The sequence below is a fragment of the Gilliamella sp. W8145 genome, from assembly GCF_016101145.1.
Classification (GTDB): domain Bacteria; phylum Pseudomonadota; class Gammaproteobacteria; order Enterobacterales; family Orbaceae; genus Gilliamella; species Gilliamella apis_A.
The window spans coordinates 26426-43982 of record NZ_JACFRC010000006.1 but is presented as its reverse complement, the minus strand read 5'-3'; the positions used below and the strand labels follow the sequence as shown (position 1 = coordinate 43982).

Below are 17557 nucleotides of genomic sequence, written 5' to 3'. Positions count from 1 at the left end.
TTTTTATCTCGGCGAATTTTATTAGGGTTAATAATGGTTGCTTTTATGCAACTATCCTTTTCTAGTCAAGCATTAACATCTTAAACATCAAATCTTATTCATGGTCATGCGCCTCATTTTACCTTTGATGGAGGAGGGACTCGTGTGACTAACACCGATAGCCTGCTCGGGATAACCCTCTCTAATGGAACTAAATACACTCCTACAACAAATAATTCATTTATTAAGCCAATCGAATTACCAAATTTAGGTGAAACGTTCGCTAATATCGACATGTTAGTGCCAACTGATACTTATTCAATAAATTTAAGTTCACTTGTCGCAGAACCATATAATTATTTTGGAGATGATGATGGCGATGAGAATGTTACCGCTACTGGTTCTTTAACATTATCTATCGTAGATAAAAATAATCAATCGGTTGCACGTAATGCAACATTAGATATCTGTAAAGCGCCATACAAATTAACATTATCAAATACTGATGGCGCCTTAACTACTCGTTATGGCTTTCCAAATAGTAATACTTTTAACGCGAGTAATACAACTTATTATATCAATCCTAAAATATCGCCAAAAGTGTGTTTTGCTAAACCCAATTTATTATATGGTTCAAAAGTAACAAATATGGGGCATTTTGCAGGTCCTCCATCCATTTGGGATCCTGAAAATGGGTTTATTACCCAGTCGTTTGATTCGACCACTTATGGTTTAAACTTCCCAACGACAGGCGACGATGGTTTATATTTTGATTTAATTATAGGTGGTGTTGCTCAACCCTTAAAATGGGAAGAGGTTGAACGCGAAGGTATTAAAGCAGATCCCTCCGGTACAAGTGTTCGAGTTAGTTGGTCGAGACAGTAGTGATAATGAAGTGATTAAATATGGTTTTCAGTTAAAACAATGGTTCGTCAATCGAGAGCCTAAAAACTACAACTATGACCAAATATCATGGTGTGAAAAGATTGGTTATCGTATTACTGAAGTAAAGGATTTAACTAATGCAATTTGCCCATCAAATAATTATAGATGTCAAGGTTTTGTTGGTGCAACTCCTTCATCATCTGATGGTTATTATGAACGTAACATCGGTGCAGGTTTATTTGCAGAGTGGGGATCTATGGGTGATTACAATGCCAACTTTAATGACTTCCAAACCTCCCTTTGGTGGTACTGGACAGATGAGGTTCTCAACCAGGGCAATGATTATGATAAGAATTATCGGTATATAGTTTCTGCGAGATATGGTCATGTAGATTTAACAGGAAATTGGGGTGGCGGTGGAGTTAATCTTGTCTGTGTCTCTCATTAGCGGTTTAGTGGTATTGTAATGCGTAATCCATACGCCTAAAATCAAACAGATTTATTTTTGATAAATAAAAAACTCACTTATTTCTCAATAAGTGAGTTTGGTTTAATAGTAATCAACAACCATTATTTTATTGGACGCATTGTCGGGAATAAAATTACATCGCGAATAGTATGACTGTTGGTAAATAACATTACAGTTCTGTCAATACCGATCCCTAAGCCAGCAGTTGGTGGTAGGCCATGTTCTAATGCGGTGATGTAATCTTCATCATAGAACATTGCTTCATCGTCACCGGCATCCTTTTGTGATACTTGATCGGCAAAACGTTGCGCCTGATCTTCTGCATCATTAAGTTCTGAGAAACCATTACCAATTTCTCGTCCACCGATGAAAAATTCAAAGCGGTCAGTGACAAATGGGTTTTCATCATTACGACGAGCCAGTGGTGATACTTCAGCTGGATATTCGGTGATAAAAGTTGGTTGTATTAAGTTAGCTTCAGCAACTTCTTCGAAAATTTCAGTTACAACTCGACCTAATCCCCAACCTTTTTCTACTTTGATTCCCACATCTTTGGCAATTGCACATGCTTTATCAAAATCATCTAAATCCGCATTATTCGTTTCTGGACGATAATGACAAATTGCTTCACGCATCGTCATTTTGATAAATGGTTTTCCAAAATCAAAAGTATGTTCGCCATACTGTACAACTGCATCACCAGTTACTGCGATAGCTAAACGGCGGAATAATGCTTCGGTTAATACAATTAGGTCTTTATAATCGGCATAAGCCATATACATTTCCATCATTGTAAATTCTGGATTATGTCGTGGTGATACCCCTTCATTACGGAAGTTACGATTAATTTCAAATACTCGTTCAAATCCACCAACAACTAAACGTTTTAAGTAAAGTTCTGGCGCAATCCGTAAGTACATATCTAAATCTAGCGCATTATGATGAGTAATAAATGGTTTTGCTGAAGCTCCACCAGGAATCACTTGCATCATTGGTGTTTCAACTTCCATAAAGTGGTTTTCAAGCATAAAGTTGCGAATTTCAGTCACCACTTTTGAACGAGCAATAAAGGTATCTCGAGATTGTTGATTAGTAATTAAATCAAGATAACGTTGACGATAACGCATTTCTTGATCGGCTAAGCCATGGAACTTATCTGGTAATGGGCGTAGTGCTTTTGTTAATAAGCGAATTTCTTGACAATGGATTGAAAGCTCACCAGTTTTGGTTTTGAACAAATAACCTTTAGCACCAACAATATCACCAAGATCCCATTTTTTAAATTGTTCATTATAGTAATTTTCTGGTAGATCATCACGAGTGACATAAAGTTGGATTTGTCCAGTTACATCTTGTAGTGATACAAATGATGCTTTTCCCATAATACGGCGCATCATCATGCGACCAGCAACAGTAACGATAATTTTATTTTCGATTAGCTCTTCGTTAGTTTTATCATCATACAATTTATGAAGATCGCTTGAGATTGCATCACGACGAAAATCGTTTGGGAAAGCAATGCCTTGTTCGCGAATTGCAGCTAGCTTTTCACGACGTATTGTAAGCTCGTTGTTTAACTCTTCAATATGGTTTTGTTGCTCTTGCTGTGTTGACATAATATTACCTTTTATTTATCACCAAACAGGGTTATAAACCTGCTTTTAAGCTTTCTTCAATAAATTGATCTAAATCACCGTCTAAAACGGCTTGAGTATTACGGGTTTCGACGCCGGTACGTAAATCTTTAATTCTCGAGTCGTCAAGTACATATGAACGGATTTGACTACCCCAACCAATATCGGATTTATTTTCTTCCATCTGCTGTTTTTCGGCATTCTTTTTCTGCATTTCCAGCTCATAAAGTTTCGCTTTGAGCTGTTTCATCGCTTGATCTTTATTACTATGCTGAGAGCGATTGTTTTGACATTGAGTCACAATCCCTGTTGGCACATGGGTAATACGAACAGCAGATTCAGTTTTATTAACGTGCTGACCACCGGCACCAGATGCGCGATAAACATCAATACGTAGATCGGCAGGGTTGATATCAATATCAATATTATCATCAATTTCTGGATAGACAAATACCGATGCAAATGATGTATGACGTCGGTTACCTGAATCAAATGGACTTTTACGAACTAAGCGATGAACGCCAGTTTCGGTACGTAACCAACCATAAGCATAATCACCAGATACCTTAATAGTGGCCGATTTAATGCCTGCTACGTCACCATCTGATACTTCCATCACTTCGGTACTAAATCCTTTTGATTCAGCCCAACGGAGATACATTCTAAGTAGCATTTCCGCCCAATCTTGTGCTTCAGTGCCACCAGATCCAGATTGGATATCTAAATAACAATCAGCACTATCATAATCACCTGAGAACATTCGACGGAACTCTAGGCCAGCTAGTTTTTTTTCTAATTGTTCTAGTTCTAGACTTGCTTCATCGAAAGTATCTTGATCTTCAGCTTCAACAGCAAGTTCAAGCAAGCCTTCAACATCGTCAAGTCCTTGATCTAATGAATTAATGGTATTGATGATCTCTTCAAGCATTACTCGTTCTTTACCTAATGCTTGTGCTTTTTCTGGATCAGCCCAAACTTCCGATTGTTCTAATTCAGCATTGACTTCCTCAAGACGTTCTTTCTTGAGATCGTAGTCAAAGATACCCCCGAATCACATCTGTTCGCTCGGTTAATTCGGCTATTTTCGATTTGATAGGATTAATTTCAAACATATTATGTTGTTTTGTTAATTTTTAAGTTTTTTAATTAATCCTACATTGTAACGGATTTAAGTATAACTTAGCAATTACCAATTTGTTCACATCATTGATAATAATGTAAATGAATAATAAATAAAAAATGACGCATATTGCGTCATTTTTATAATGTGATATTTTTAAATGAGCTTATTTTTTCGCTTCTGCGTATAATTCAGCTACTTTATCCCAGTTAATCACATTCCAAAACGCACCAATATAATCAGCACGACGGTTTTGATATTTTAAATAATAAGCGTGTTCCCAAACATCAAGCGCTAAAATTGGTGTGCCAGAAACGCCTGAGAATTTTTCACCCATAACTGGGGAATCTTGATTAGCAGTTGAAACCACTTCTAGCTTATCATTTTTCAATACTAACCATGCCCAACCAGAACCAAAACGAGTTGCCGCAGCAGCTGAGAATTTTTCTTTAAATGCATCAACTGAACCAAAGTCTTTTTCAATAGCAGCTTTCAGTTCACCTTTAAGTTCAGTTCCAACTTTTAATAATTCCCAGAATAGGGTGTGGTTAACATGACCACCAACATTATTTTTAACACCAGTAACTTTGTCTGCAGGGACTTTGTCTAGATTTTTTAGTAATGTTTCGGGGCAAAAGTCTTTAACTTCAGCAGGTAGAGATTCTAATAATGCATTAGCGTTATTTACATAAGTTTGATGATGTTTGTCATGATGAAGATGCATTGTTTCAGTATCAATATAAGGCTCTAAAGCATCATAAGCATAAGGTAAAGGGGGTAATGTATAAGCCATGAAATTGCTCCTTTCATTTATTAAGTATTTTTAACTCATTTATACTATCGAGTATACGGTCTATCTATATATCCCACAAACTATTGTTTAGATAGTTTATGACTATCTAATTTAATATCATTGCTGTATAATTTTTATACTTCGTTTTGTTGTGTTAAATAAGGTGTATACATCATAATTGCATGATTTTCACTAATGAGTTTTTCCTCTATTTGATTATCGAGCAAATGGGTTTTTCGTTGCCATATCTTATTGTGTCTAGTGTATCCGCCCCACCATTGTTGTTCAATAACGTGATCGGTTTCGAATATTTCATAGTGATAAGATAAAGGTGTATTGGCAAGCAGTTCACCATGTAAATATTCATCATCTAACCAAAGATTAAGTCGGTACGTTGTATTGGTTTTATTGAGTAATTGTAAATCGATATAGTTATAAGAAAGCGTTGCACCACAAGCAAATGGAATAGTACGGTTAACATCCGGAAAAACATCAAAACTATGACGCCATCGTTCAATAATGGTTAAATCTGAATGTAATACCATCCAGTAAATCAAATTGCCAAGTTGGCATAAACCACCACCAATATCTTTGCCGATTTGGCCATTATGTAATGAGAGACCTTCTAAAAAGCCGCGTTTCTTAGATGGTCGACCAACTTTTTGCCAAATTGAAAATCGTTGATTGGGCTTAATTATCGAACCGTCGAGCTGTTCAATTGCTAAGCGAAGGTTAGTAATTTTGTTATATTGCAAATACATATCAACATCTTTCAGTTGCCTTAACAATACCGATTGATGTTTTTTATGAGAATAGTTGCAAGTATTATTATTCTTATCAATTACACTATAGGCGTGACGGTTGCGCCACCAATCTAGTTTACGTTTGAGAATAAAATACTCCTTACCTAATTTTAACCTTAAATTACTGCGTTTTTTAGGTTTATCTACAATAGTGTTTTGCATACAACAACCATCCTAACTACTAAATTGCTTATTTTTTTATAAGTGATAAATAATTAAGGCTTAATTTATCTAAAAAGCCAAACAGTTTCTGATTCATTTCAGAATAATCATGGGAACGAAGTTGGCTAGGTGTATCAACAAAACGATATTTTGCTGCTTGATTAAGATCACTTTCTGAGTGAGCAATCAGTTGTTCAACAACATCTAAAGTTAACTCCATATGACATTGAAAACCATATACTAAAGGACCATAAGCAATGATTTGTCGTGGGCAGCCTTCACTATAGGCAATAATTTGTGCTTCTTGGGTTAAACCTGGCATGTCATTGTGCCAATGGCCGACAGCTAAACCCTTGCCAAAATCAACAAATAAAGGATTATTTTTACCTATTTCAGTTAAGGTGATAGGGAACTTACCGATTTCCTTTTCCGGACTATGACCATGTGGGGCTCCTAAAGCTTCACCAATTAATTGTGAACCAAGACAGACGCCAAGTACGATTTTTTTTGAATTGATAGCCGATAATATTACTGCTTGTTCCGCTAGCGAGTCAAAATGAGGGCACTCTTGTTTGGTTGTTGCTGGTGATTGTGGGCCACCCATAATAATCAACATATCAATATTATCTACATTGTTGGGAAGAGGTTCACCAAGATAAACACGAGAATAACTAATGGTATAACGATGTTCTTTAGCCCATTGCTCATAAGCTCCAGGAGCTTCGAAATCTTCATGAATAATAAAATGCAAATGCATTGGTAAATCTCCTTTAACCTAACTATTATCGATCAGAATACTCAATTGCCATTAGATGTGAATATGGAAAATTAAGCGCGATAATTATTATGAATCTTTTATTAAGAAAGACAATAGTAAAGATATCAATAGGCGATAAACAAATAAGTTATAGAGCAGAAGAATAATAGGCATAAAAAAATCTGCTTGAGCAGATTTCAACATTCGGAAAGTTGGCTCCTCCAACAGGACTTGAACCTGTGACATACGGATTAACAGTCCGCCGTTCTACCGACTGAACTATGGAGGAACCGAAATGTAGCGCGCATATTATAGATTTAATGACGCTATGTCAATAGTTAAATTGTTTAAAATGCGTTTTTTGTAGCAGATTATCTCGATTATTATGCTTCAAGTATTCGGATTGTCTTGAATAATGTCTTTTGTCTGAGTAGTTGTTGTGGATGTGATCCTAGTTCTCCTTCAGGGATTGTTTGATTTAATGCTTGATAATATTTGATCCAATAAGGCAAAATTTGGCCTGTGGCTAAATCGCTAAAGTTCATAGGATAACGTTGGAAATAATCTTCACCAGATGGATACTTGAAAGCATAAGTAATCAGTTCACTACAGTAAAACCCTTTATCATCTTCGCGAAAACTATGGTTATAAGACAACCCTAGACAGGTTTGCACCCGCATTAATGCGTTTTTAATGACGGAATCATCATAAATGGTTGCTACTAGATTATATTGAGCGCTAGCTAAAAAGTTGTTAAGGGGCTGTTGGATTACCCCATGTTTTTGAGTGGCTTCAATGACGATATTATTGCCAATATATAAACCAACATGGCTTATCTGATTGATTATCTCATCCGAGCTAAGCTGTGAACCAGAATGCGTAATCGCTTTATTAAATTCGCTTTCTTCATGCTGGGATTGAAAAATAATATCGCCAGATTGCATTGTTATTGATGTTTTTTCGCGTGATGACGCCATAATGAAAACATGACACAAGTTGCGATGATAAATTTAAGTGCATCCACACCAACAAAAGGTAAATAGCCTACTTGTATCGCTTCGCTAAGGGAAATATGTAAATACCCCATTAAATAGACCACACCAAAGACAAATAACAACTGGTGAGCACAAGCAAAGGCAACTAATCCTAACAGAAAACGACGATCGTAACCTTTTTCTGCTGCATATCCAGCTAAATAAGCACTAAATACATAACCATATAAATAACCAGCAGAAGGAGAAGCAAGCGCCATAATGCCACCGCTACCATTGGCGAATAGTGGTAATCCTAATGCACCTAAAAATAGGTATTGAAGAATTGCTAAAGCACCTAATTTACGCCCCAAACAAGCTCCGATCAGAAGCACGCCTAATGATTGTAGACTGAATGGTACCGGATAGGTTGGAATACTGATATTTGCGGCAACGCCTAGCAGCAATGCGGCACAAGTAACTGCGCACAACTTGCGTTGCCAAGAGGATAAGTTGAATATTGTATTAATATAAGTTGGATAGTACGTTGTTAATTGCTGTTTCATTATTTTCTACCATTAAAAGCTAAATAGTAGCGTCATAATAATACAAAAACAAATTATGTAAACTATTTTCTTGTAAAATGGTTTACATTTGTTTAGGGAATTTTTTTTAAACTAAAAAAGGATTTGTCATTCGTTCATTGCCAAAGCTCGACATCGGACCATGGCCAGAAACAAAGATAAAATCATCACCAAGCGGAAATAGTTTATTTGTGATAGAGGAAATTAAATCGGCATGATTTCCTCGAGGAAAGTCGGTACGGCCAATGCTACTTTTGAATAAGACATCACCGACAAAAGCAATTTTATCTTTGGCATTGATAAATACGATATGGCCAGGAGTATGGCCAGGACAGGACAGAACATCAAGTGTAATGTTACCAACTTTAACTTGTTCCCCTTCAGTTAACCAGCGATCAGGTAAAAAACTATCCGTATAAGGAAAGCCAAATTGCATACATTGTTGCGGTAGTCCAGAGAATAAAAACTCATCTTCTTGACTAGGGCCAATGATCTTAACATTATAGTGATTAGCTAACGCTACGGCAGCGCCAACATGATCTAAATGGCCATGAGTAAGCAAGATTTGCTTGATATTTACGCCTAGTTTTTCCACTGCTTTTCTAAGCAGTTCAGGCTCTCCACCAGGATCAATAAAGGCAGCCTCGTTTGTTTCATCACACCAAATAATGCTACAATTTTCTTGAAAAGCTGTAACTGGAATGATCTGATATTGAAACATATAATTCTCCCTTAATTGCTTAGCGCCGATTCGTTAAATTGTTACCATCTTGTGTGTTTAGTTGCGCAAAAATCATGCTTGATAGCATAGTCACAATACCTAGTATAACAAAGGTTAATTGAAATGCGTGAATAGTAGTTGTTGAATTGCTGAATAATCTTACTAATACCGCACCAAAACCAGTGCCAAAGCTAATGGCTAATTGCTGATTAACCGCCATTAAACTATTACCACTGCTGGTGCTTTCACCTTGTAAATTAGCTAATGTTATACTATTCATTGAGGTAAATTGCATTGAATTGATTCCGCCAATGCAAAATAGCAAAATACTTAATATTATTAATGGTGTCGCTAAGTTTATTAATGACATTAAAAGAATCAAAATTCCAGCTAAGATGGTATTAGCAACCAATACAAAACGGTAACCTAAACGAGCAAGAATTCGCGTAATAAAAAATCTGGTACAAATAGAAGCAATCGCCATGGGGACTAACATCATGCCAGCAAAAATTGCTGAATAACCAAAGCCAACTTGTAGAAATAGTGGAATAAGGAAAGGCACGCCAGAAATGCCCAATCGACAAACTAAATTACCGATAATACCAATTTTAAACGTTCGAATATTAAATAATGATAGTGGAAATAGAGGCCCAGATTTTTTTTGCGCATAGGTTCGATAAATAAATAAAAAAATCAGACTGATGATGGCAAGCGTTATTGGTAAATAATATTGTTGACCTTGATTTAAACATTCGACACTAAGGGTAGCACTGATAAAAGTAATAACGATAAAGAGAAAACCAAAGAAATCAAAAGGCATATGTTTGCCTTTAATGTTAGGCATATACTTTAAGCTAATAAATACCCCTAAAACCCCAATTGGTAAGTTAATCAAAAATACCCAATGCCAACTTACCATATCGACTAGATAACCGCCTAAAACCGGTCCTAGTACTGGTCCGATTAATCCTGGTATTGTTGCGGTATTTAATGCTGCTAAAAACTCGTTACGTTTAAATGCTTTAATCAAAACTAAGCGAGAAACTGGTACCATCATTGAACCACCAATACCTTGAATTACTCTGGATATATCTAAGAAAATTAATGAATTGGATAAAGCACACAGTAATGAACCTATTGTAAAGAGTAATACTGCCAGTACAAAGATATTTCGGGTACCAAATTTATCTGAAAGAAAGCCACTTACAGGAATAAACAGTGCTAATGTTAGTGCATAACAGATTACCGCTGACTGCATGTTCAGGGGGGATTCATTAAGATCTTTGGCCATAGTTGGCAAAGCAGTATTTAGAATTGAGGTATCGAGTGATTGCATAAAAAAAGCAAATGCAGCAATCCAAGGTAATATACGATAGACAAAAGGTGGTAATTGTAGTTCGCTATTCATTTTGTTCAGCCTAAAATTGATTGATATGCTGGAAGCAGAGGAATTTTATTAATCCTAAGATTATACTCTCATACTCATCGGGTATGATTGAGTAAGAGAGCTAATGAATGCTATTTTACAATATTCACTGTTAATTACTGGATTTTTTCTTATTTTTAACGGGTTTTCCTTGCCAATAACCAGCCAATAGTGAACCAGAAATATTGTGCCAAACAGAAAAGACCGCAGCAGGCAGTGCCGATAATGCTGAAAAGTAGGTTGTACCTAATGTTGCAGCTAACGCAGAGTTTTGCATACCTACTTCTAAAGACATAGTTCGACAAGTGGACTCGTCAAAACCAAATAAACGACCGCCCCAATAACCACCAAGTAAACCAACACCATTATGAATAATGACGGCAAAGATAACGGTTATACCTACTTGAGCAATGAGAGCATGACTACCAGCAACAACTATACAAATAATTAATAAAATGCAAAGCATCGACAACAATGGCAAGAAGCGTTCACATTTTTTTACCACAGGATATAAAAAGTGGTGGACAATCAAGCCTAAAAGAATAGGGACGAGCACAATTTGAACAATATGTACCAACATATCCCAAACCGGAACTTCAACGGTAGTACCCACTAACAATAATGTGAGTAATGGGGTGACTACAACGCCAACCAGTGTTGATACCGATGAAATAGTAACTGATAATGCTACATCACCTTTAGCTAGATAAATCATTACATTAGAGGCGGTACCACTAGCAACACTCCCCACAAGAACCATGCCGACTAATAGCTCAGGTCGCATAGTGAATAGTTTAGATAAGATTAACGCAGTCACTGGCATTACAATATAATGCAGTAAAGTACAAATTATGACTGCTTTCGGTTTGGTGACGACGCGTTTAAAATCATCAATACTTAACGTTACCCCCATGGTAAACATGACAAACATTAATAATTGTGATGTATGTGGTCGCATAGGCAGAAAGGTATCAGGTGAAAAATAGGCAGCTATTGCACAAAGAATTGCCCATAAAGGAAATAATCGAGTTAATGAAATAATGGATTGTACAAAAAGTTGACTATAGCGCTGCGACATAAAATATCACCTTTTCTTGATAAATCATTAATAATTAAATGGTTATCTTTTGATTGGATTTGTAATTTCCATTCTATTAATTCTACTAAATAGCGTCAAGGTATTTGTTAAGATAGCGTTAATTATTTGTGAAGGCTGTTCTGTTCGCAATTGACTAAGAATATTAAAAATATCGACAATGTTTTCGGGGCGATTTATTTGTCCTTGGCGACCGCTTAACGGCATATCTGGAGCATCAGTTTCCAACACTAAACTTTCCAGCGGTAATTTTGCAATGGTTTGGCGAGTTTTATTGGCTCTGGTATAACTTATTACTCCACCAACACCAATATAATAGCCTAATTTAATAAATTGCAGTGCTTGTTGATAGCTACCAGAAAAGCCATGGATCACCCCATGACATGGCAAATTAGCTTGATGTAATTCATGATAGATAATGTCGTGTGTTTTGCGTGAATGGATTAAAACGGGTAAATCATAGCGCTTGGCTAATACTAATTGAGCTCGAAAATAATCTAGTTGCTGTTGCCAATCAACAGATTGGTCATAACGGTCTAAGCCAATTTCACCAATGGCAACTAATTTTGTAGGGTGAGTACTAACTATATCTGATAGTTGTTCAAGATCAGCCGGCGAGTGTTGATAGATAGGGTGTAAACCGAGTGCAGCATAAAGTTCACTATATTGCTCGGTGAGTTGTAATATTTGACTAAAATGTGTTGCTGATACAGCAGGAATAATTAAGCTATTAATTTTAGCTTGGCGAATATTATTGATTGAATTCTCGAGATCGGTAACAAAAGCAGGAAAATTGAAATGGCAATGCGTATCGATAAACATAGTGCCTCCTATTCTTCGACTTGATGTAATAATATCGGCAATAAATATCGCTGAGCAAACTGTATTATTTGTTCTATTAGATCATCGGTTAATTCGGGATAAAGCCTTGCGTAATAACTATCACATTCTGCGGTAAGAAATTGGCCACCTTGCCAAGTGGTTAATAATTTGCTTATTGCTTTTTCACTGAGTTCAATTTGTCCAGTTTTTGGATTATATGCAGCAAGCAACCAGCTCCATGCGCTTTGTAATGGCATTAATAGTGGTTGGTTGACACCTTTTATAAAACCTTCAACGAGATCCGTTAATAGGGTTAACGCTTGTGGGGCATCAATGTGTAAAAATCGCCATTGGCTGTCTTCTCGGCCATATAAGCGACTTTGGCTGTCGGTTTTATCCCAATTCAAAATACAATAAATTAAGTGATCAATCCATAATGAAATACCATCACGAATCGAGAGTTTAGCTGGGCGCCAAGTTAAAATACCATCTGCTTGAATGTGGGTTAGCCAACCTTGTAATTGATAATGTTGTTCATCTATTGAAATAGTTAAATTTACCTCTAAGGTTGATAGATTAGTTCTCTCTTCAATGATTTTATTGGCTAAAGGTTGCAGTGCTTCACACAGCTCATCATAAATAATCTCACCAAAGGCACCATCTGGTAATTCACCAGTTAACTTAAGCCGTTGGTAAAAGTTATCACAACCTTGCGAGTCTTTAGCAATCATTTCATTTAAAATTTGTAGATTAATTTGATAGCGTTTTAAGTTATCTAGGCTAAAGTTTTCAGCATCGGGCAAGGTGTCATCTAAATAATTGACGTAAAAATTAAAGCGTTTTTGTAAGAAAAACCGAATAGAGTGTTGATAAAAACGTTTTAATTCATCTAGATTGATATTATCTACAATGACTTTGGTAATATCGCTGATAAATGATTGGGTTTCTCCCGCTTTTAACGCGGCAGGTAACCACTCATCAGCATAACTTTTAGGTTCATTTAAGAAATTTTGTGGATTAAATGGTGTGCGAGTATGCAACGTTCTTAAGTTATCAATTAAAGAATTGTTTTTATCTGAATCTTTATCAGTAGCATCATGATAATACTGCACAATATAATCCCAAAGCTCATCGACTAATACTGATGGATAACGTTCGCTATCATCTTTCATATCTCGACCTATATAACTGATATAGAGTTGATCTTGTGCAGATAAAATAGCTTCTAAAAACAGATAGCGGTCGTCAATACGTCGACTACGATCACCTCGACGCGGGTTTTGAGCAATTAAGTCAAAATCTAGAGGTAAAGATGTTCTTGGATAATCACCATCATTCATGCCTAATAAACATACTAATTTAAAAGGAATCGAGCGCATTGGCATCATAGTACAAAAGTTTATCTTACCGACTAAAAAACGATGGGCTAAGTGATTTTGCTCCAATCGTGATTGCATCGCATCATGTAAAATAGTTATTGAAATTTGATCGGTAAAATTAGCATTTAAACCACTGCTAATCAGTTTTTGCCACTCTTCTTGAATCATTAATAAAATTGATTCACGTGAGTCATTACTAACAAAAAAATCATTAATCAGTTCAATACAGCAGCCTTGCCATTCAGTTAATGGCTTGTCTTCACTGAGAATGGTTAACCATTTACGTACGGATTTTATAAATTCTGCTAACTGACCAATTAATTCAGCATCTAAGCCAGTAGCACCATCATAAGCTAGTATCTGTTGCCAACCACCTTGTTCACTATTCATGGTATAACCAAGTAATAACCGTTCAAGGCCAAATAGCCAGCTGTGAGCATTTTCTAGACCAAAACGAATACCTGATTCAATAATCCAAGTATGTAATAAAGTTAGTTGTGACTCACTTATGGCAAACTTTTCGGCAATGGCTGGAATTTCAAGTAGATTAAATAATTCTTCAGCGGTAAAGCGGCTTTCAGTAAAGTTTAAAATAGCAAAAAATCCTTGCACCATTGGATCAATGTTGCGAGCTTTTTGATCGGAAATTGTGAATGGTAAATAGCGTTGTCCTTCAGCGTTACCGAATACTGATCGAATATAGGGTACATATTTATCAATATCTGAAACCATGATAATACAATCACGTAATTCAAGTGTTGGATCGGCATCAAATGCAGATAATAGATAATCATAAAGTACTTCGACCTCACGCTGTTCGCTATGGCAAGCGTGGAAGGTTACTGATCTATCTGTTTTATCTATAGGTGCTTTTACATCACTGTTTTGATAAAGTTCTAAAATATCTTGCTGAATTGAATCTAATAAACATTTTCGCTCATGATCGACAAAAATATCAATATCTTGTTTATTATTGAATTCCTGCAATAAAAATAGGTTATCTCGTCCTAATTTACCCCAAGATGTTAATAATGGGTTAGGAATATTATCAGGTGTATTTTGGATCTCTGATAGCTGTTTTTCTACAATATCGCCCCAATACCATTTGCAAGGATTATTAAACATTAAATGGACATCAATGTGTTGACCAAGTGCTGATAATAATGATAAATAAATTGGTGGTAGTGAGGTAATACCAAAAATATAGACTCGTTTTGGTAACGATTTTAATCTTGTGCGATCGAAATCATTATCTAACAAAATGTCTAACATTTGCTGATAGATATTGGCACGATGATAAGGTTGACTAATTGCAATTAGTTGTCGCCATAATTCAGATTGCCAGATTTCATCTGGATGATTATTTAGTTCAGCTACCGTTTGCTTGCTTTCCCATTTGGCTAACCAGTCAGGGCGATAAACTAAATATTGGTCAAATAATTGTGCGATTCGAGTCGCTAGTTGATACTGTTTTCGTTCTTCTTTATCAATATTAAGATAATGTTTAATGGTATCAAATTCAGGTCGCTCGATAATTTTTGGCAATAGATAATACAAACGCCAAGTCATTGATTCGACATTATAACTATTTTCCTGAGGTGAATTAGGTAACAGAGTTTGGTATAACTGCCAGATAAATTGGCTTGGAAAAAGAAAATCAACATTAGCAACTATCCCTAGATCATTGGCTAATTCAATTTGTAACCATTGTGCCATACCTTGACTTTGCACCATAACCATATCAGGCATAAAAACCTGTTCTAGCGGATCTCTGCGCATTAATTCGCTAACGAGTGATTTGAGTAAATCGACTTGATTAGAATGATAAATGGTGAACATAGTTACATTAATATTAATAGAATTAATCAGATTATCGCTGATTGCTATTAATAAATCTAGCCATGTTTAAATAGTAACTTTTTATAAGTAAATAACTATATAAAATACCAATGGTTTATAAAAATTTTGAGGAAAGGGGTTTTTTAGAGGTAAAAATTGTGTCTTTTAGATAGTGATAATTTAAATAGTCGTTCAGCAAATAATAAAAAAGGCCACAATTTATTAATTTGTAGCCTTTTATTGCCTAGTTTAGTGATCAATATCTTTATTGACCTAAACGACGAGTTAATTCTATAACTCGTATTTTTGCTAAGGCTTTTGAAAGTTCAGCAGATGCTTGAGCAAAAGACATATCATCGCTAGGATGATTAATGTGTTCTTGCGCTTGTCTTACTGCTTCTTGAGCCCTTGCTTCATCCAAGTCTTCACCACGAATGGCGGTGTCAGCTAAGATTGTTACCATAGTTGGTTGTACTTCTAAAATACCGCCAGATAGATAAATAAACTCTTCTTCACCATCGGCTTTAACAATCCCGACCATTCCCGGCTTAATGGTTGTCAGTAAAGGCGTGTGACCAGGATAAATCCCAAGTTCACCTTCTCGTCCTGTGACTCTGATTCGCTGAACATCACCTGAAAAAAGGTGAGATTCAGCACTAACAACTTCTAATTGATAGGAAGTTAGTGCCATAATGCTCTCTCCGTTCTATAAATCTCTTAGAGAGATTTCGCTTTCTCAATCGCTTCGTCGATTGAACCAACCATATAAAATGCTTGTTCAGGAATATGATCATAATCACCATTCATAATACCTTTAAAAGCGCTAATTGTGTCTTTTAATGGTACATATTTACCTGGTGAACCGGTGAACACTTCCGCAACGAAGAATGGTTGAGATAAGAAACGTTGAATCTTACGTGCACGAGCAACAGTTAATTTATCATCTTCTGATAATTCATCCATACCAAGAATTGCAATGATATCTTTTAATTCTTGATAACGTTGAAGGATTGACTGTACGCCACGAGCACAATCGTAATGTTCTTGACCAACTACAAGTGGATCTAATTGACGACTGGTTGAGTCAAGTGGGTCAACCGCTGGGTAGATACCTAATGATGCGATTTGACGACTTAATACGATTGTTGCATCCAAGTGAGCAAAGGTTGTTGCTGGCGATGGGTCAGTTAAGTCATCGGCAGGTACATATACTGCTTGGATTGAGGTAATTGAACCTGTTTTAGTTGAGGTGATACGTTCTTGTAATAACCCCATTTCTTCTGCTAATGTCGGTTGGTAACCTACCGCAGATGGCATACGACCTAATAGTGCAGATACTTCGGTACCGGCTAAGGTATAACGGTAAATATTATCGATAAATAATAGTACGTCTTTACCTTCATCACGGAATTTTTCTGCCATTGTTAAACCAGTTAACGCTACGCGTAAACGATTTCCTGGTGGCTCATTCATCTGACCATAAACCAATGATACTTTGTCAAGTACGTTTGATTCTTTCATTTCATGATAGAAGTCGTTACCTTCACGAGTACGTTCACCTACACCAGTAAACACTGAGTAGCCTGAGTGCTCGATAGCGATGTTACGAATTAATTCCATCATGTTTACAGTTTTACCAACACCTGCACCACCAAATAGACCAACTTTACCACCTTTTGCAAATGGACAAATTAAGTCGATAACTTTGATACCAGTTTCAAGTAATTCTGTTGAGTTAGCCAACTCTTCGTATGTTGGTGCTGCACGGTGAATTGCCCAACGCTCTTCTTCACCAATTGGACCTGCTTTATCAACAGGATCACCTAGTACGTTCATTATACGGCCAAGTGTTTTTGTTCCTACAGGAACTTCAATGCCGTGACCTGTATTTACTACTTTAAGTCCACGTCTTAAACCATCAGATGAGCCCATTGCGATACAACATACAACGCCACCACCTAATTGTTGCTGAACTTCCAGAACTAATTTATCAGTGCCAGTTTCCACTTCTAATGCATCATATACCTTTGGTACTGCATCTTCTGGGAATTCGACATCAACCACCGCACCGATGATCTGGACAATCTTTCCAGTAGCCATTTTTAATCCTCTACGTC

Annotated in this window: 16 protein-coding genes and 1 tRNA gene; 2 read left to right on the top strand and 15 right to left on the bottom strand. The window is 36.3% G+C overall.

What is annotated here, in order from left to right; genetic code table 11:
• Nucleotides 1-144: 144 nt before the first annotated feature.
• The gene (locus H3T80_RS11800) at nt 145-864 is read left to right on the top strand and encodes a hypothetical protein (RefSeq protein ID WP_198201814.1); all 720 of its coding nucleotides are present in this window, start codon (nt 145-147) and stop codon (nt 862-864) included.
• Entirely contained in the window at nt 836-1312 is a 477-nt protein-coding gene (locus tag H3T80_RS11795; RefSeq protein WP_198201813.1) for a hypothetical protein, read from the top strand. The genes H3T80_RS11800 and H3T80_RS11795 overlap by 29 nt, the downstream gene beginning before the upstream one ends.
• A 122-nt stretch (nt 1313-1434) precedes the next feature.
• Here the strand turns inward: H3T80_RS11795 and lysS are convergent, their stop codons facing one another.
• From lysS to atpD, 15 genes are all read right to left on the bottom strand, one after another.
• A complete protein-coding gene (gene lysS, locus H3T80_RS11790) occupies nt 1435-2949 on the bottom strand; it encodes a lysine--tRNA ligase (protein WP_086353725.1) in 1515 nt (504 codons plus the stop codon).
• Nucleotides 2950-2980: 31 nt separating this feature from the next.
• A protein-coding gene (gene prfB, locus H3T80_RS11785) for a peptide chain release factor 2 (RefSeq protein WP_108720836.1) occupies nt 2981-4079 on the bottom strand; the annotation gives its coding sequence in 2 pieces (ribosomal slippage) (nt 2981-4003 and nt 4005-4079; 1098 coding nt in all).
• Nucleotides 4080-4253: 174 nt separating this feature from the next.
• Complete coding sequence (locus tag H3T80_RS11780) at nt 4254-4880, bottom strand: Fe-Mn family superoxide dismutase (protein WP_198201812.1); 627 nt, start codon at nt 4878-4880, stop codon at nt 4254-4256.
• Nucleotides 4881-5014: 134 nt separating this feature from the next.
• Nucleotides 5015-5845 carry a VanW family protein gene (locus tag H3T80_RS11775; RefSeq protein WP_198201811.1) on the bottom strand — a complete coding sequence of 277 codons (831 nt, stop codon included), beginning with the start codon at nt 5843-5845 and terminating at the stop codon, nt 5015-5017.
• A gap of 28 nt (nt 5846-5873) precedes the next feature.
• A complete protein-coding gene (locus H3T80_RS11770) occupies nt 5874-6602 on the bottom strand; it encodes a type 1 glutamine amidotransferase (RefSeq protein ID WP_086359650.1) in 729 nt (242 codons plus the stop codon).
• 213 nt (nt 6603-6815) lie between these two features.
• Nucleotides 6816-6891 (bottom strand) — tRNA-Asn (locus H3T80_RS11765).
• Between the two features lie 94 nt (nt 6892-6985).
• Nucleotides 6986-7579 (bottom strand): YiiX/YebB-like N1pC/P60 family cysteine hydrolase, encoded by a 594-nt coding sequence (locus H3T80_RS11760; protein WP_198201810.1) that lies wholly within the window; start codon nt 7577-7579, stop codon nt 6986-6988.
• Complete coding sequence (locus H3T80_RS11755; protein ID WP_198201809.1) at nt 7549-8139, bottom strand: biotin transporter BioY; 591 nt, start codon at nt 8137-8139, stop codon at nt 7549-7551. Before H3T80_RS11755 ends, H3T80_RS11760 begins: the two co-directional genes overlap by 31 nt.
• A 106-nt stretch (nt 8140-8245) precedes the next feature.
• Entirely contained in the window at nt 8246-8878 is a 633-nt protein-coding gene (locus tag H3T80_RS11750; RefSeq protein WP_198201808.1) for an MBL fold metallo-hydrolase, read from the bottom strand.
• 19 nt (nt 8879-8897) lie between these two features.
• A complete protein-coding gene (locus tag H3T80_RS11745; protein WP_198201807.1) occupies nt 8898-10286 on the bottom strand; it encodes an MFS transporter in 1389 nt (462 codons plus the stop codon).
• 130 nt (nt 10287-10416) lie between these two features.
• On the bottom strand, nt 10417-11382 hold the full coding sequence (locus H3T80_RS11740) for a bile acid:sodium symporter family protein (protein WP_198201806.1): 966 nt from the start codon (nt 11380-11382) through the stop codon (nt 10417-10419).
• A gap of 42 nt (nt 11383-11424) precedes the next feature.
• Nucleotides 11425-12222 carry a TatD family hydrolase gene (locus tag H3T80_RS11735; RefSeq protein ID WP_198201805.1) on the bottom strand — a complete coding sequence of 266 codons (798 nt, stop codon included), beginning with the start codon at nt 12220-12222 and terminating at the stop codon, nt 11425-11427.
• 8 nt (nt 12223-12230) lie between these two features.
• The gene (gene recC, locus H3T80_RS11730) at nt 12231-15440 is read right to left on the bottom strand and encodes an exodeoxyribonuclease V subunit gamma (RefSeq protein ID WP_198201804.1); all 3210 of its coding nucleotides are present in this window, start codon (nt 15438-15440) and stop codon (nt 12231-12233) included.
• Between the two features lie 265 nt (nt 15441-15705).
• On the bottom strand, nt 15706-16131 hold the full coding sequence (locus H3T80_RS11725) for a F0F1 ATP synthase subunit epsilon (protein ID WP_034901523.1): 426 nt from the start codon (nt 16129-16131) through the stop codon (nt 15706-15708).
• A 26-nt stretch (nt 16132-16157) separates the two neighbouring features.
• A complete protein-coding gene (atpD, locus tag H3T80_RS11720) occupies nt 16158-17540 on the bottom strand; it encodes a F0F1 ATP synthase subunit beta (protein ID WP_034901521.1) in 1383 nt (460 codons plus the stop codon).
• Between the last annotated feature and the right edge of the window lie 17 nt (nt 17541-17557).

Coding starts and splice junctions, on each gene's coding strand:
- lysS (WP_086353725.1), bottom strand. CDS start 2,949: ATGTCAACACAGCAAGAGCAACAAAACCATATTGAAGAGTTAAACAAC.
- H3T80_RS11780 (WP_198201812.1), bottom strand. CDS start 4,880: ATGGCTTATACATTACCCCCTTTACCTTATGCTTATGATGCTTTAGAG.
- H3T80_RS11775 (WP_198201811.1), bottom strand. CDS start 5,845: ATGCAAAACACTATTGTAGATAAACCTAAAAAACGCAGTAATTTAAGG.
- H3T80_RS11770 (WP_086359650.1), bottom strand. CDS start 6,602: ATGCATTTGCATTTTATTATTCATGAAGATTTCGAAGCTCCTGGAGCT.
- H3T80_RS11760 (WP_198201810.1), bottom strand. CDS start 7,579: ATGGCGTCATCACGCGAAAAAACATCAATAACAATGCAATCTGGCGAT.
- H3T80_RS11755 (WP_198201809.1), bottom strand. CDS start 8,139: ATGAAACAGCAATTAACAACGTACTATCCAACTTATATTAATACAATA.
- H3T80_RS11750 (WP_198201808.1), bottom strand. CDS start 8,878: ATGTTTCAATATCAGATCATTCCAGTTACAGCTTTTCAAGAAAATTGT.
- H3T80_RS11745 (WP_198201807.1), bottom strand. CDS start 10,286: ATGAATAGCGAACTACAATTACCACCTTTTGTCTATCGTATATTACCT.
- H3T80_RS11740 (WP_198201806.1), bottom strand. CDS start 11,382: ATGTCGCAGCGCTATAGTCAACTTTTTGTACAATCCATTATTTCATTA.
- H3T80_RS11735 (WP_198201805.1), bottom strand. CDS start 12,222: ATGTTTATCGATACGCATTGCCATTTCAATTTTCCTGCTTTTGTTACC.
- recC (WP_198201804.1), bottom strand. CDS start 15,440: ATGTTCACCATTTATCATTCTAATCAAGTCGATTTACTCAAATCACTC.
- H3T80_RS11725 (WP_034901523.1), bottom strand. CDS start 16,131: ATGGCACTAACTTCCTATCAATTAGAAGTTGTTAGTGCTGAATCTCAC.
- atpD (WP_034901521.1), bottom strand. CDS start 17,540: ATGGCTACTGGAAAGATTGTCCAGATCATCGGTGCGGTGGTTGATGTC.